This window comes from Arthrobacter sp. 05T444 (genome assembly GCF_056395905.1).
Window position 1 is genome coordinate 212,230 of the sequence record NZ_JBFTKK010000002.1, and the last position, 14,645, is coordinate 226,874.

Below are 14,645 nucleotides of genomic sequence, written 5' to 3' on the forward strand. Positions count from 1 at the left end.
GGACTCTCCCGCACCGAGTTGTGTCCCGGGTATCTTCCTATAGGGTTCCGTGGATCGCCAAATTTCTTACTTCCGGTCTTCCGGCGGCAGCGCGATCTGAAGTTTGCGCACCTTGCCCCTGCCCACGATGTAGCCCCGGCCCGGAATGAAGTCGGAACCGACCCGTCCGAGCGGGGTGTTGAGCAGGCTGTCGCCGTCCATATCACCAGGGTTGATCAGCAGTCCCCGCCTCCCGGATTTGAACGGCTGGGCCAGGGACCATGCCGAGGACCAGGTGGAGGTCTCGGATTCGCCCACCACCCACTGGTCCGCCTTGACCGAGGACGTGACCAGCCGCTCAAGGCCGGATTCGGCAAGGGTGTCCGTGAATTCCGTGAGCCCCTCGATGAAGATGGCGAGCTTTCCCGGGTTGGCTGAGGAATGGTCCGTGAGCTCATCGACCGCCTCCTCCACGTCGTCCGCGCCGACGAGGGAGCGGCTCCAGACGGGCAGTGACGCGATCGCGGATCTCCGCGAGGCGATGTAGACCAGCTCGGTGTCCGGGTTCGAACGGCGCAGCGCGTAAGCCAGCGTCACCAGCGCCACGGTCCGCCCGGCACCCGGAGGGCCGGCCAGCAGCAGCGGACCCTTGGCCATCAGCGCGGCGGGCTGCAGCGTTTCGTCGTCGACGCCGATCACCGGCTGGTCAGTCTGTCCGGCCGGCAGGACATCCAGATCCACCTGCTCCGGCAGGCGTTCGATCCGCGGTGCCCTTTCGACGCCCTGGCGCAGCATGGCCTCACTCAGCTTGTGGACTTCGCGCGCCTGCAGCGCCAAGTTGGAGTTGCCGCCCAGGACAGCAAGCTGCACTTCGTGGCTTCCGAGGAGTCCGCGCCCTGGAGGTGACGCCTGGCCCAGGACGTCCTTGGGGACGTCCAGCGACATGTAGTCGTCCTCCGAGGACAGCCGCAGCACCAGCCGCCGCTGGATGGAGGCAAGCAACGACGGCGGGACGGAGTTGGGGCGGTCACCGGTAACGATGAGGTGGATGCCCAAGGGACGGCCGTCAGTGGCCAGCTGCAGGAAAATATCCCACAGCCCGGACAGCCGGGTGTATTCGTAGGCCTCGCGGAAAGCGGACATGCCGTCCACGAGGACGAAAATGCGTTTCTCGTCCGGCAGTCCGGCCAGCTTCCGGTATTCCACGATGGTGGACGCCCGGACTTCGGCAAAGCGGGAGGCCCGGTCCTCGGCAAGGTCGTGCAGCCAGCGCAGGAGCCGGCCCACGCGTTCGGCGTCGTCGCCGTCGATGATTTCGCCCACGTGCGGCAGCTCATCGAGCATCTTCAGTCCGGCGGAGCCGCTGTCAATGCCGTAGACCTGAACCGGGCCGCCGCGCGGAGTGACGGCTGCGGCAATGGCAATGCCCCGCAGCGCCGCCGACTTGCCGGAACCGCCCGTGCCGTAGATGGCCATGTTGCCGTCTTTGTCCGGTTCGTAGAAAACGGTGGGCTGGTCCTGGCGCGCAGGGTCGTCGGCAACTCCCAGCAGGAGCCGTTCGTCGGTGCGGGGGTTTGGCAGCAGGGAGAAATCGTAGGTCATGGCCAGTTCGTTCAGCCACGGCTTTCGGGGCGGCGCAATGGCCAGCATGTCGGCCGCCCGGATGACGTTGGCCGTCATCCGGGCGATGTCGTTGGGCCCGGCCGGCTCTTCCTTGGCCGCAGTTTCAGGCACGGGTGCGGCCCATGCGGGCCCGGAGCCGAAGGCCATTTCCACAATGTCGATCTGCGGACGCTGAGGCCGCTCGGTGGTCCAGCCGCCGGCATAGCCGGTCTGGAACCCCTGGATGCGGCCGGGGCCGGTTTTTACTGCGCCGCGCCCGGGAATGGACGGGTCGAAATACGCGGCGTCCGGGACGCCGAGAATGTCCGTGGCGTCGTCCTCATCGGCCATGCGCAGCGCCACCCGGAGGTTGGTATTGGCGCGCAGGCTCTCCTTGATGACGCCGGCGGGGCGCTGGGTGGCGAGGATCAGGTGCAGCCCGAGGGACCGGCCGCGGGCGGCGACGTCCACCACGCCGTCCACGAATTCCGGCACCTCGGTGGCGAGCGCCGCGAACTCGTCCACCACGATCACCAGGTAGGGCGGCGCTTCAGGATCGGCCTCGCGCTGCAGGGCCAGCAGGTCCTTGGCTTTCTTCCTGTTCAGCAGGCGTTCCCGGTAGTGAAGTTCGGCGCGGAGGGATGTCAGGGCGCGGCGCACCAGGTGCGGGGAAAGGTCCGTGACCAGGCCCACCGTATGCGGCAGGTGGAGGCAGTCCGCGAACGCGGCGCCGCCCTTGTAGTCCACGAAGAGGAAACTGACCCTGTCCGGGCTGTAGGCGGTGGCCATGCCCATCACCCAGGACTGCAGGAACTCCGACTTGCCGGCGCCGGTGGTGCCGCCCACCAGGGCGTGCGGCCCCTCATTCTTGAGGTCCAGGTAAAGCGGCTCGATGCCTTTGGAGCCCACCAGTGCACGCAGCGACCCGTTGTCCTTGCGGTTTGCGACGGCGATGGAGCGGACGGAGTTGTTCTCCTGCCACCGTTCGGCCACGACGTCCGGGTTGTCCAGGAAGTCCTTGCCGATCAGCGCCGCGTAAGACACTGCCCGCGGCAGGTTCGAGTCGTCCTCCAAGGGTTTTCCGGCGTCCACCACGGGCGAGAGCATGCGGGCCAGCTGGCCGGCGAGTTCGGCGTCGAGGCTCTCGCAGCTCACGGGATAGGTGTGGCGTCCCAACCTGACCTGTCCGGTGGTGGTGCCGTGTTCGCCGTCGACCTCCATGAAGTCGCGGCACGCGGCCGGAAGGGCCTCAACGCCGGTGGCCACCCACAGAACGTGCACACCGGCATCGGGCCCCCGTTCCACCAAACGGGTGAGCCGTCCGCGGTCCACTGGTGCGTCGTCTTCAATGATGACCAGGACCGATGGCAGCACAGGAGCCGGGACGTCCCCGTTTTCCTCGTGGGTGCCGGGCCGGTGGGCAGGACCGGTCGACTGGATGGCGGTTTCGCGTGATTCCACCAGGTCCTCGAGCCGCGCCAGCAGGCCTGCGCCGCTGGCAGAACCGGCCGCCAGGTGGTCACCAGGGAGCGGGCTGTGGCTCGAGCCGACATGCGGCAGCCACTGCAGCCAGTTCCAGCGTTCCCGGGAACGGGCGGAGGTGATGGCTGCCACCACGGCTTCGGCCGGCGAATGGAGGCCCACAAGCTGCAGAACCATTCCCCGGGCAACGTCATCCACCAGCCCGCGCGGCCCGGCCAGGCCGAACGACCCCGCGGAGCGCAGCTGGGAAAGGATGGGCACGCCCTCGATGTCCCGGAACTGGTCCAGGCAGTCCTGGATTTCACGCCGGTACTCCGCTTCCGTTTCCGAAGAGTTGGGCTCCTCAAACGGAACCCGTGACGGCGCCGTCCCGAGCCCGAACCGGAGGCCCAGGAAGCCGGGGTGCTCGGGCCGGTGAGTCCAAAGCAGGGGGCCGAGCTTGTAGATGGAGTCGACGGTGTCGCTGACGGACGGGGCCTCCTGCAGCCGCACGGCTCGTTCCACCTGCTGAAGCGCAACGATGTCCTGACGGAACGCCGCCATGGACTCCCGGTACTCCTTGAGCTGTTCCTTTCGTTCCCGCTTGGTCTGCAGTTTCTGGTCCACGTAGTGCCCCACTATGAACAACGGCATCATCAGCACGAACAGCATCGACAGCAGGCTCTGGGTCACAGCGAAAAGGACGGCCCCCATCATCAGCGGGGCGATCAGCATGATGTAGGGGAACGGGTGATGGTCCTGGCGTTTTGGTCCCGCGGGCGGCACGCGTTTGGACGGATTGAACCGGGGAACCACGCGCGGTGACCGGTTGAAATCAACGAGGGGCGACGTCGGTGCTGCCGCGCCGCTGCGTGCCAGCGGCACCACCGTGATCTCCGTGTCCCCCAACGTCACGGTGTCCGAGGAGCTGAGCGTGGCACGGGTGGCAGGCAGCCCACCCAGCAGGAGCCCGTTGGCGGAGTTCGTATCGACGATCTCGACGCTCTCCCCCACGGTGATGCGCGCGTGCCGCTTCGATGTCAGGGGGTCCGTGAGCCGGATGTCCGCGTCCCGGTCCCGGCCTATGTAACTGGTGCCGGACGGCAGCGAAAACTCGCGCCCGACGTCGGGCCCGGACAAAATACGGAGCGTCGCGGCGGCAGGGCCGCGGCCGGCAGCGGACCCGCCGGCCTCCGCGGTGCCGAACTGGTCGCTGACCTGGGTCAGGGAAACGACGGATCCGGGTCTCAGGCCGGACTCCAGCAGGATGTCGCCCCGGTTGAGGACGATTCCCCGCATTCCGCCGGCCACAAACGCCTCGTCAATCCTGAGTGAGAGGTTGGACGGGGCGGGTTCGCGCCGCCGACCCGGGTCCGCAGTCCAGAGTTCCGTGGCGATGTCGGCCACCGTGGCCAGTCCGTCCACCGTGACGGCGAGGTCTTTGGCGTTGGCGGGCTCGCGCCGGAGCGTCAGTCGGATTCTCATCCTTCGTCAATCCCCCTCATCTTGTCGAGCAGGTGCAGGTCGTCAGGAGTCACCAGGTGCGAGGTGACAGCATGCTCCACGAGCCGGGCGCGCCGGTTGGTGGCCAGTTTGCCGCCACCTCCCCTGAGCCCGGCCACGCCAACCCGGTCCAGCTTGTCGCACACGTTGTCCAGCTTCCGATTGAACCGGGTGATTGCCCAGCCGAGGTTCTTGGCGGCAGCCGCGGACGACGGTATGGCACTGAATCCGGTGCCTTCCCGGCGCAGCATGGGTTCGGCGAGCGCGACGATCAGCGCCTTTTGGGAGTCGGTGAAGACCACCGGGCCGATGGTGGTGTCGCCGGCGGTGTCCTCGCTTCGGGTTTCCTGCCGGAACGAGGGCGTCTTCAGGTGGACGGCGAATTCGTAGGTCGTGGGGCCCGCCGTGAAGATGATGTTGGTGTGGCTGAAGACCAATGGCAGGCGGGCGCCCGGGGAAAGCCAGGCCTGCATGCCGCCGGAGGCGTCGGCCACGGTGGCGGAGAGCATGCTGCCCACGTTGCTGAGCCACCAGATGCCGTCGTACCGGACGATCTGCAGGAAGTGCCGGTGCAGGTACGGGTTGTCATCCACTTCCAGATCACCTTCGCGGCCGATGCTGAAGACGTCGTCATCCGACGGCTCGTACCACTCGCCGCAGAAATCTACCGCCAGATCTCCCATTTTTCCGTGTCTCCTTGTTGGGCTGTTCATGCTCTGCTGAGCCATCATGCTGTCCGCGGCTGCGGGGCCTTTGGTGCCGGGCCTTCGGTGCGGGGCGTCAGGCGCACGCGATGGAATCCTCCCCTGCCGGCGACGCCGAGCCGTCGCTGCGCACGATGATCACCTGCACGCACGTGGCTTCATCGGGATTGGGGCTCACGTCCACGCGCGTCGCGGACGTTGACAGGTAGTTCCCGCCGCCCTTGACGGTCTTGATCCTCCACTTGTACGTGTCTCCCGGTTTCGGCTGCGGGTTGGTCCACGTGAACCGGACCTTGCCGGCAGCAGCGCTGCCCGCAAGCCTGGCGACGTCCGGCACGGACCCGTCGTCCAGGGCGTCCGCCGGCGGCTTGCTGGGCTGTTCGCTGGGCAGGACCTTGGGCTGCGGCGCAGCTGACGCCACCACGATCCCCACGATGATCGCGAGCACCAGGAGCGTCCCGCCGGAGATGGCCAGCGAGAGGTTCCGCTTGCCGTGATCCGGCGCGGGCTCTTCGCTTTTCGGCTCGCCCTCGCTCCCGGCCGGGTTGCTCCGGAGGACCGTGGCTTGGGCCCAGTCATCGCCGCCGGCGGTCTCTGTGGCTGGCACGGCTGGCACGGCCGGGCGAACTGGTGCGGCGGAGGGAGCTGGTGCGGCGGACGGAGCTGGTGCCGGTACTTCGCTTTTCAGGGGCCTGGTCCGGGCCGGGAAGGTGGGCGCGCTTCCTGTTTTCTCCGGGTCGACCGAGGCAACGTTGCGGACCCGGGTTTCCTCGACGCCGTCGTCGGGGTGGACGTCCTCCTGCTGCCGCTCCTCCAGGACCTCGAACGGGGTCACGGACAGGTTCAGCTCCGCCTGGATGCGCTGCATTGCCAGGGCAAAGGCGTGGGCGGACGAATAGCGGGAGGCCGGCGACTTTGCCATCGCCGTTGCCAGGGCGAGCTCCAGCGACTCGGGCACGTCGGCCCGGCCCAGCCCCGGGACGGGCATGCCGGTGATCCGCGAGATCAGCTCGCGCTGGGAGTTGTCCGCCCCGGGAAGGACGAACGGTGAGCGTCCCGCGAGCAGCGTGTACAGCGTGGCGCCCAGCGCCCACACGTCCACCATGACGCCGTCGACAGTTCCCTCCCGGAACTGTTCCGGAGGCGACCACGGAATGGACATACCGGCGTCTTCTTCCGCGTCGCTGCCCAGCGTTCCGGAGATGCCGAAGTCTGTCAGCGCCGGCCGGTTGTAGTCGGTGACCAGGATGTTGGCCGGTTTGATGTCACGGTGCGCGATGCCGGCCCGGTGTGCCGTTTCGACGGCGGACGCCACCTGGATGCCGATGGCCAGGACTTCGTCCACGCTGAAGCGCTGCCCGCGGTACCGGACGTCAAGGCTGGGCCGCGAGCAGTACTCCATGGCGAGGTAGGAATGCCCGTCGGCCGTAACCTCGGCCTCGAAAATGGTGACGATGAACGGGTGCGAGGATAGCTGCGCCATCAGGTTGGCCTCGGACTCGAACCTCCGCCGCGCATCCTCCGTTTTCAGCCCCGACAGGAGTACCTTCACCGCCACCTTGCGGCGCGGCCGGTCCTGCTCATACAGATAGACGTCCGAGAACCCGCCCGATCCGAGCAGGCTGACGTAAGTGAAACCGGGCAGGCGGGGCGGCGGGGCCGCGGGCCGCTTGGAACTCAAAGGATCTCCTCAAAACGCAACGAAACGTCGTCGCCAAGCTCGGCGATGTCGCCGTCGAGGACGATCGCCATTTCATTCTGGGCAAGGCGCCGCGGCGGCTGCCCTTCGCGGATCAGCACCGTGCCGTTGGTGGCTTTGAGGTCGCACAGCATCACGTGCCAGCCCTCAAGCCGCACCTCCACGTGGGACCGTGAAATGTCGCCGCCGGGGCTGGCCACCTGGATGAGCCGGGGCATGGAGCCGCCCTGAACCCGGGACACGGACGGCTGCCGCCCGATCACCAGCGATTCCTCCAGCTCGATCACCTCCCCCGTGGAAAGCCGCACGAGTCCCAGCCGCGGACGGGGCGTCTGGACAGCAACGTCAGGAAGCGGCGAGCCGCAGCTGGAGCACTGGGCGCTGGTGGGCGGGTTCGCGTGACCCGAGCCGCACACGCGCGCCAGGACCAGCGGGCCGTCCCCGGGCGTTGCGCCGGACGCGGCCGGAGCCTGCGCGCGAGCGGCCCTGAGTTCACTTTTGAGTACGGTCTGTCCGTCGTGGTCGCCCTCGGCGGAGTAGGGCGGTGCCGGCGCCCCGGCCGACGCTCCGGCCGTGGCTGGAAGAGGCTGGCTTTGCGCAGGCTGGCTTTGCGCAGGCTGTGACGTCTCCGCCGCGGTGGCGCGGTGAACCGGCATGGCGATGAACGACGGCGGCGCGGACGGACGCGGGGCACTCTCACCGCCGGTGACCCATGGCACGGAATCAATCAACCCTCCGGGCGCCGGCGGGCTCACCTCTGGCGCCGCTGGCGGACTCACCGCTGGCGGCGCTGGCCGGCTCTCGGCTGGTGCGGCCGGAACGTCCTCCTCATGCGCAAACCCGGCGCCAGGAACCTCAGTTTCCACGCTTGCAGCGACTGCCTGAGGCCCGCCGTCGTCGTCCTCCCCGGTGCGGACGGCCGCATCCTCGATGCTCCGCATCACGGTTTTTTCCCACAGATGGTCGTACGAACTCGTGGCTTCCGTGGCGGGCGACGGCGCCTCCGCCGGATTTCCGTCGTCTTCCAGCGGCGGGGCTTGCAGCGGCGGGTCGTCCAGCGGCGCGTCTTGCAGCCCTGTCTCTTCCAGCCCCACCATGGTTTCCGCCGAAGCTTCCGTCAGGGCCCCGGTCACGGCAGCGGTTCCGGTGCCAGCGACGTCCACGCGCAGGGCCTGGAGAAGGACCACGCCGTCGGCCACGGGCAACTCCAACGCACCGAACCCGCCGGACTGGGCCGCCTCGCCCGTTACCGAAAGGCTGAACCGCTCCGGGGAGTCCAGCCATCGCTCGGTCCAGGTGGTGACATTTCGGCCGTCCAGCTTCAGCGGTCCGGCCGGGAGGGTGACGCTGAGGTCGAGGTCGCCGCGGAGGAAGACCCGCAGTGATTCACGGAAGCCGATGATCCCAAACGGCGGGCAGCTGGACAGCGGAATGCCGAGCCCGCCCGTCACGGCGTGGAGCACCTCGTGCACTTCGGGCCCCTTCTGGAGCAGCTCCCATACAGTCCTGATGAGTGTCGGCGGGGATCCCGGGCCCAGGATGACCGCCGTACCGGAACGAACCAGCCCAAACCAGCCGCCCGGGACGTAGCTAGCTTCGGCCATGCGCATTTTCCTCAGTTCCGGCGGCTTCGGTGCTGTCGGCAGAGCCATCCCTTCCCCCAGGACGTGGCAGCGTGTCCTCATCTTCCGCCGCGGAGGCCGTCCTCGGCGCCGTGGTGGAGACGCCATCTTCATTGAGGACGTTCCGGGCATCGACCACTATCACCGTAACGTTGTCCCGGCCGCCGCTCCGCAGCGCGGCCTGGATCAGCAGGTCAACGGCCTCCTGCGGGTCTGCTGCCGAGCTAAGGACGCCGAGCATCTGGTCGTCCGAGAGCTCGCCGTTAAGCCCGTCCGAGCAGACCATGACACGGTCACCCTCCTCGATCGGAAGCAGCCAGTAGTCGGCTTCCGTGTCATCGCCCGTGCCCAGAGCCCGGGTCACGACGTGGCGGCGGGGGTGGACCGTGGCCTGCTCGGCGGTGATCTCCCCGCTGTCCACAAGCTCCTGGACCTCGGAGTGGTCCACGCTGACCTGGGTGAGCGTGCCCTGGCTCAGCCGGTAGGTCCTGGAGTCCCCGACATTCATGACCAGCCAGTAGGGTATGCCCATTTGTTCCACCACCACCACGCCGGTCAGCGTGGTGCCCGCCCGCGATCCGGTCGCAGTGCGGATGGAATCGTCCGCCATGGCAAGGTACTGCTGCACCACCGATGCCGTGGCTGTCCGCGCTCCTGTGGCCAGCTGGGGCATCTTTGCCAGGGCCCGCACGCACATGCCGCTCGCAACTTCACCTGCCTCATGGCCGCCCATTCCGTCTGCCACGGCGAATACGGGGTCGGAGGCAATGAACGAGTCCTCATTAAGCTCGCGGCGCAGGCCACGGTCCGTTCCATAGCCGTAGCTCAGGCTAAGGCCTGGCGTGCTTCCGGCCGGTTCGGTGCGGGCTGCCTGCTGTGAGTTCATGCTTGTCCTACGGTAAAGGTGCGGTCCCCGAAGTGAACGGTGGTTCCGGGGCTGACAAATGAGGGGACGCCCGGCTGCAAGGCCGTGCGGACGCCGTCCGGTGTGGTGACGGCGCTGCCGTTGGTGGAATTCCGGTCCGTTACCCAGACGCCCGCGCCATCGGTGAGCAGGTGCAGGTGGGTCTTCGAAATGGTCCGCCCGGGATCCGGCACGGCGAGCAGTTGCGCCTGTGACTCTCCGGAACCGGCAGCGGGATTGCGCCCGATCAGCGCGTTCCGCTCCAGCCGGAAGTCCCGGCCGTCGTCGAGCCGTATCCTGAGCACCGCAATGGGCGCATCCTGCCCGACACCGCGCAGCCGGGTGCGGTCGACGCCGTCGTCCGGATGGCTGACAGAGGGAACGGCGTCGTGCACATGGCCGCCGGTCCTGGTGGCCACAGCCACCGGCGACGCCACCTGCTGGACGGGAGGAAGGTCCAGCGGGGCGAAGCTATACGGTCCCTGGATGCCACCCGACGTTACGGGATTGCGTCCGGCGGTGACGTCAAAAACGAGGGTTTTCGCGGCACGGTCCTGCCAGCCCTGGAGCCCGCCGTTCCTGTCCCAGGAGCTGGACAGCACCACGAGGAAAGCCCACGCACACCCCAAAAGGGCAAGGGGAACCAGGATCCACAGGGCTGAGTCGAACCACTTGAAAATCACCACCACGGCGGCGGCGAGGACTGCCGGCAACACCCCGGCCCCGGTGACGGTCCCCCGGAGGAAGGCGGCGCCCGTGCCGGGTGCGTACCCGTCCCTGTCTGCACTGCGGATGCCCATGAGCTGGTTGCCAATGGTGTTGCCGGAACGGCCCTCGAAGCCGGCAAGGACGAACATGTAGATGAGGGTCAGGCCCACCGCGATGCTTCCCAGCAGGACCAGCGTTCCGGTGTCATAGATGATGAAGCCGCCGCTGCGCGAACTCGTGACACTGGCGAACCCGAGGGAGAAGAGGACCACCAGGACAACCGCGGGTGCCAGCCAGTCAAGCACCGCCGCGCCAAGGCGCTTGCCCGGCGCGGCCGGGACCAGCTCCAGTTTGGCTCCCATTTCCGTTCCTTCCCCCAGCCCTACCGGGATGCTACCGGGAAATTTCGCCGGGTGCGTCGCCGCCCCGCAGGCGGCGCAGTAGCTTGCGCCGGCACGGACCGGCTGCCCGCAGCGGCCGCAACGCTTCCGCTGCTCCGTCGAGCTGTTAGTCATGATCGGTCCCGGCATGGTCTGTTTGCTTCCCGGCGTCCCCGGCTGCCGTGCGCCGCACTGTGGCCGACGCCCACAGCCGCCGGACACTGAAGGCGCCCCTCGCATTGAAGGCGCCCCTGACATTGGTGGCGCGACGGCGGTTGAGAGCGCTCCGGGCGTCGCCCAGCAGCGATCTCGGCGAGAAGCGCGCCTGCTGGCGCCGCCAGAAGCCCACCGTTCCGGTCATTTCCTTGAGCGACCCGTCAACGATGGTCCAATACTCGCGGACATCTTCCTCGCTGGGTTGGCCGGCGCCGAAAATCGAAGCGTCCGCCCGGTGCGCAAGCAGTGTGGTGGTGGCACTCGTGCTCGGAAAGGTCTCGGCGACCATGGCTGCCGACTCACGCCGCGTCGCGCGGCTGTCCACGGCCGCGCCCATGTCGGTGGCCAGACTCAGCACCTCGTTCCAGCCGCCGCCCACGCGTTGGGCAGGGTGTCCGTCCGTGAATCGGGCCCTTCGCCGCCGCGACTTCAGCAGGGCGATGAGCACCAGCGGGATGGCAAGGATTCCGAGCGGAATCATGGCAATGCCGATGGCGCTGAGGATCGGTCCCCAAATGAGCCACGGGTTGTTCTTCTTTTCGTCGGCGTCCAGCGCGTCAGGTGAGGAGTCCGGTGGAAGATCGGCCGGTTCCTGCGGCGGGGGCGGTGGCTGCAGGACCTGAGGCTTGGGCTTTGACTTATTTTCGGGGTCCGGCGGGATGGGGATGTTGTCCTTGGGCGGCGTGGGGTCGAAGGTGACCCAGCCGACACGGTCGAAGGCCACCTCCACCCAGGCATGGACGTCCTTGCCCAGGATCTTGATTTCGCCGGCACCGTTTTCGGGGCTCTTCGGGTCCGGGTAAAAGCCCATGACCACGCGCGCGGGCATCCCCAGGTGGCGAAGCATGAGGGACATGGCCACGGCGTATTGTTCGTCGTCGCCGAGCATTTGCTTGGCAGTCAGCAGGTCGCGGATGCGGGCGGCGCTGTGTCCGGACACGCTCGGCAGCTGTCCGTCAGCGATGAGTCCGTTACTGAAGGCACCCGCCTTCTGGAAATGGGCTTCGATCTGCCGGACCCGGTCAATGGCCGTGGGGGCATCGGCCGAGAGATCGTTGGCCTGGGCACCAACCACTGGCGGGACCTCGGAGGCGTCCGGGAGCGTCACCTTGGCGAAGTCGTATTGGGTCAGCTGGCCGTGTTCGAGTTTTACCGGATCCGAGACCTGGACGGTGTAGGAATCACCCGTGGACAGGCCTTTCGTGGTCACTGCCGTGTCGGTTCCGGAATTGAAATACAGCCCTGACGCAGCGCTCGCGGAGCCCGGGGCGAAGCTGAGGCCGGTGGTCTTCCTGCCGCCGGGAACGAAGTAGCCCTGGTAGTCCGCCACCGTGATGTCCAGGGTGTACTCGTTCGTGGGGACAGTTCCCGTGGGATCCGCCAGTGTGTTGATCGACTTGGCGTCGCCCACCTTGCTGAAGTTGCCCGACCCGTTCGGGTCCATGGTGTAGTTGGTGCCGTTAAAGGCATCGAGCGCGCCCAGCCGGACCCGGGCATCCTTGGGGAGCCCCTTGACGACAAACAGTGCGTCGTCCTTCTTGTCCTTGACGAAGTTGCGGAAGCTCGCCAAAGGCGTGACGTAGTCCTTGGGATCAAACGGCGGCACAACAACGTTGCGCAAGACCCTGCGTTCGTCGCCTGCGGAGATCAGTGGCGATACAGCTGCCGTGACGCCCACCGTCGCCGCAATGACGGCGGCCCCCGCAGCGAGCCGCCGCGTCCGGACCCGTGCGGCGGTATCGGCGTCGTGCTGGGGACGGTTGACCGACACCTTGCGCGTGTCGGTGCTCCGCAGGCAGTCCCGGCGGAAGGACGCCCACGCAATGGCCACCACAGTCAGGGCAACGCCCCTTTCCACCGTCAGGGACCCCGCATTGGTGCTGAAGGCGATGCCGGTGACAAACAGGAGCAGCACGGGCAGCAGGGGCCAGTACGGGCTCGTGAGCCGCCAGGTCAGCACTCCTGCGGCAACCGCGGCGATGAGCGAGCTGAGGAAGGGGACGATCAGCACTCCCCCGGCCGTACCCACCGGAACCCCGACGGTGAGCATGTCCTTCCAGGCGAAAACGACTCCCAGAAGGAGCGTCCGAAGCGAGTCCGGGCTCGGGATGACTCCGGCGATGGCTGCGCCCGGCACGGCGAGGGCGGTGCCACAAACCAGATACGCGCCGAGTGCCAGGGCGGTGGTGATCAGAAGCCCCAGCCGGAAATGCGCGTTGCAGGCAGCAATGGCCAGGCCAAGAATGATGCCGCCGAATCCTGCCACGAGATAGTACGGGTCGCCGCCGAAGCTGAGGCTGAACCCGAGGACGCCAAGGCCCAGCAGGACGGTGAGCGCACCGGCGTCGAGCAGGAAATGCCACGGCGGCTGGCCGCCGGCGAAGGCGGACGACGGCGGCGAAGCCTGCCGCCGCCGTCGGAGTCCTGTTGCCTGGCTCATGCGGCTGCCTTTCGCAGGACGGCGGGAAGGTCTGACAGGTCGCCGAGGGTCAGCACCGTAAGGTCGGCGATATTCGCCCGCGCCGGTGCAGCATGCTCGTCCACCCGCACGGCAAGGCTGCGGACGCCCGGCGGCACCGAGGCGGCCGCAGAGCGGAGCTGGGTTGGCGTCACACGGCTGCCCACCACGAAGAACACGACGGACGCGTTGGGGACGGTGTCCGCCAGGGTCCGGGCGAGGTCGACGGCTGTCTTCCGCAGCGGGGTGCCCACGATCCGGGTCATGCCGTCGAGCATGGTGCGGCCCGTCTCGCAGCGGAGCGGCCCCGCCTGTGTCAGGACGTCCAGTTCGCGCTGTTCGCGGATGGCCTGCCGGCCGATCGAGGCTGCCGCGGAGATGGCCATTTCAAATTCGTGTTCGGAGGCGTACTCATCGGTGTTGATGGACAGTGAGACGGCCAGGTGGGCGCGGCGGGTTTCCTCGAACTGGCGCACCATGAGCTTGCCGGTCCGCGCGGTGGTCTTCCAGTGGATGTGGCGCCGGTCATCGCCCGGCACATAGTCGCGCAGCGCGTGGAACGATACGTCTGCGCTGGAAAGATCGGTGGTGGGCATGCCCTCAAGGTCGCGGATGAATCCGGCCGCGGAACCGGCCAGCGCCACCGTTTTCGGGTGGACGTAGAGGTCCTCGGGCTCCGTCCAGAGGACCTGGCGGCGCAGCAGGTGCAGCGGATCGGCCCGGACAGAACGCACGGGCCCCACCACGATGACCGAACGGCGTGCAGTGGGAATGGTGAACAGGTCCTCGTGCACCTGCTGCGGCTTCATGCGCGGCAGGTGGAAGACGGCCGTCGCCGAGCCAACCGGCAGTTCCAGATCTGCGGGCAGCAGAGGCCGCGCGGAGGTGTTGGACACCACAATGCTCCCCACTGCGCTGTCCCCCACCGCCACCCGGGTACGGGCCAGATCCAGCAGGACGCCGTACGAGGACCTGCCCAGGATAAAACCGACGGCGATGACGAACAGCACGAGCGCTGCGATGGCCGCGGCCTTGGCCTCCTGCCAGCCGTAAGCCTGTCCGGCAGTCCACAGGAGGACCGCTGCCCCGACAACAGACCAGCCGAGGACGCTCACGACCGCCAGCACGGGCTGGATACGGCGTGTCCACCACCGGCTGACCGCACGCCAGGCCGGAACCAGGGCCAGGCCGGCTATGCTGCCGGCCTCTGACCATACTGCCGACGGGTGAAGCCTGCCGGGCCCGCCTGCCTTCGTGACGGGCCGCCCTTCGCCGAAGGGGCGCCGTTCGCCGAACGGCCGGCGGATGCGGTCAGCAAGCCTGGTAAAGGGAGTGCCGGAGGACATGTGGAAACCTTTGTTAGCGATGCTTCGGTGGGTGTCGGTTCGGTAGCTGCCGTGCTTTAGGGG

At 67.8% G+C, this 14,645-nt stretch carries 8 protein-coding genes; all 8 read right to left on the bottom strand.

Annotated features, from left to right (window positions below; all coding sequences use genetic code 11):
• Positions 1 to 66: 66 nt before the first annotated feature.
• The 8 genes from AC1DD3_RS03225 to AC1DD3_RS03260 all read right to left on the bottom strand — a co-directional run bounded on the left by AC1DD3_RS03225 (position 67) and on the right by AC1DD3_RS03260 (position 14,582).
• Positions 67 to 4,527, bottom strand: coding sequence for an FtsK/SpoIIIE domain-containing protein (locus AC1DD3_RS03225; protein WP_476880918.1), 4,461 nt, complete (start codon positions 4,525 to 4,527; stop codon positions 67 to 69).
• Positions 4,524 to 5,228, bottom strand: a complete 705-nt coding sequence (locus tag AC1DD3_RS03230) for an FHA domain-containing protein (RefSeq protein ID WP_230119901.1) — start codon at positions 5,226 to 5,228, stop codon at positions 4,524 to 4,526. The genes AC1DD3_RS03225 and AC1DD3_RS03230 overlap by 4 nt, the downstream gene beginning before the upstream one ends.
• A 97-nt stretch (positions 5,229 to 5,325) precedes the next feature.
• Positions 5,326 to 6,930, bottom strand: a complete 1,605-nt coding sequence (locus tag AC1DD3_RS03235) for a serine/threonine-protein kinase (RefSeq protein ID WP_476880919.1) — start codon at positions 6,928 to 6,930, stop codon at positions 5,326 to 5,328.
• On the bottom strand, positions 6,927 to 8,552 hold the full coding sequence (locus tag AC1DD3_RS03240) for an FHA domain-containing protein (RefSeq protein ID WP_476880920.1): 1,626 nt from the start codon (positions 8,550 to 8,552) through the stop codon (positions 6,927 to 6,929). Before AC1DD3_RS03240 ends, AC1DD3_RS03235 begins: the two co-directional genes overlap by 4 nt.
• Positions 8,539 to 9,456: a PP2C family protein-serine/threonine phosphatase gene (locus tag AC1DD3_RS03245; RefSeq protein ID WP_230119904.1), complete on the bottom strand. Its 918-nt coding sequence runs from the start codon at positions 9,454 to 9,456 to the stop codon at positions 8,539 to 8,541. The genes AC1DD3_RS03240 and AC1DD3_RS03245 overlap by 14 nt, the downstream gene beginning before the upstream one ends.
• Positions 9,453 to 10,544, bottom strand: a complete 1,092-nt coding sequence (locus AC1DD3_RS03250; RefSeq protein WP_476880921.1) for an RDD family protein — start codon at positions 10,542 to 10,544, stop codon at positions 9,453 to 9,455. Before AC1DD3_RS03250 ends, AC1DD3_RS03245 begins: the two co-directional genes overlap by 4 nt.
• A gap of 145 nt (positions 10,545 to 10,689) precedes the next feature.
• Entirely contained in the window at positions 10,690 to 13,218 is a 2,529-nt protein-coding gene (locus tag AC1DD3_RS03255; protein WP_476880922.1) for a transglutaminase-like domain-containing protein, read from the bottom strand.
• Complete coding sequence (locus AC1DD3_RS03260; RefSeq protein ID WP_476880923.1) at positions 13,215 to 14,582, bottom strand: DUF58 domain-containing protein; 1,368 nt, start codon at positions 14,580 to 14,582, stop codon at positions 13,215 to 13,217. The genes AC1DD3_RS03255 and AC1DD3_RS03260 overlap by 4 nt, the downstream gene beginning before the upstream one ends.
• Positions 14,583 to 14,645: the final 63 nt, after the last annotated feature.

Coding starts and splice junctions, on each gene's coding strand:
- AC1DD3_RS03240 (WP_476880920.1), bottom strand. CDS start 8,552: ATGGCCGAAGCTAGCTACGTCCCGGGCGGCTGGTTTGGGCTGGTTCGT.
- AC1DD3_RS03255 (WP_476880922.1), bottom strand. CDS start 13,218: ATGAGCCAGGCAACAGGACTCCGACGGCGGCGGCAGGCTTCGCCGCCG.
- AC1DD3_RS03250 (WP_476880921.1), bottom strand. CDS start 10,544: ATGGGAGCCAAACTGGAGCTGGTCCCGGCCGCGCCGGGCAAGCGCCTT.
- AC1DD3_RS03225 (WP_476880918.1), bottom strand. CDS start 4,527: ATGAGAATCCGACTGACGCTCCGGCGCGAGCCCGCCAACGCCAAAGAC.
- AC1DD3_RS03245 (WP_230119904.1), bottom strand. CDS start 9,456: ATGAACTCACAGCAGGCAGCCCGCACCGAACCGGCCGGAAGCACGCCA.
- AC1DD3_RS03260 (WP_476880923.1), bottom strand. CDS start 14,582: ATGTCCTCCGGCACTCCCTTTACCAGGCTTGCTGACCGCATCCGCCGG.
- AC1DD3_RS03230 (WP_230119901.1), bottom strand. CDS start 5,228: ATGGGAGATCTGGCGGTAGATTTCTGCGGCGAGTGGTACGAGCCGTCG.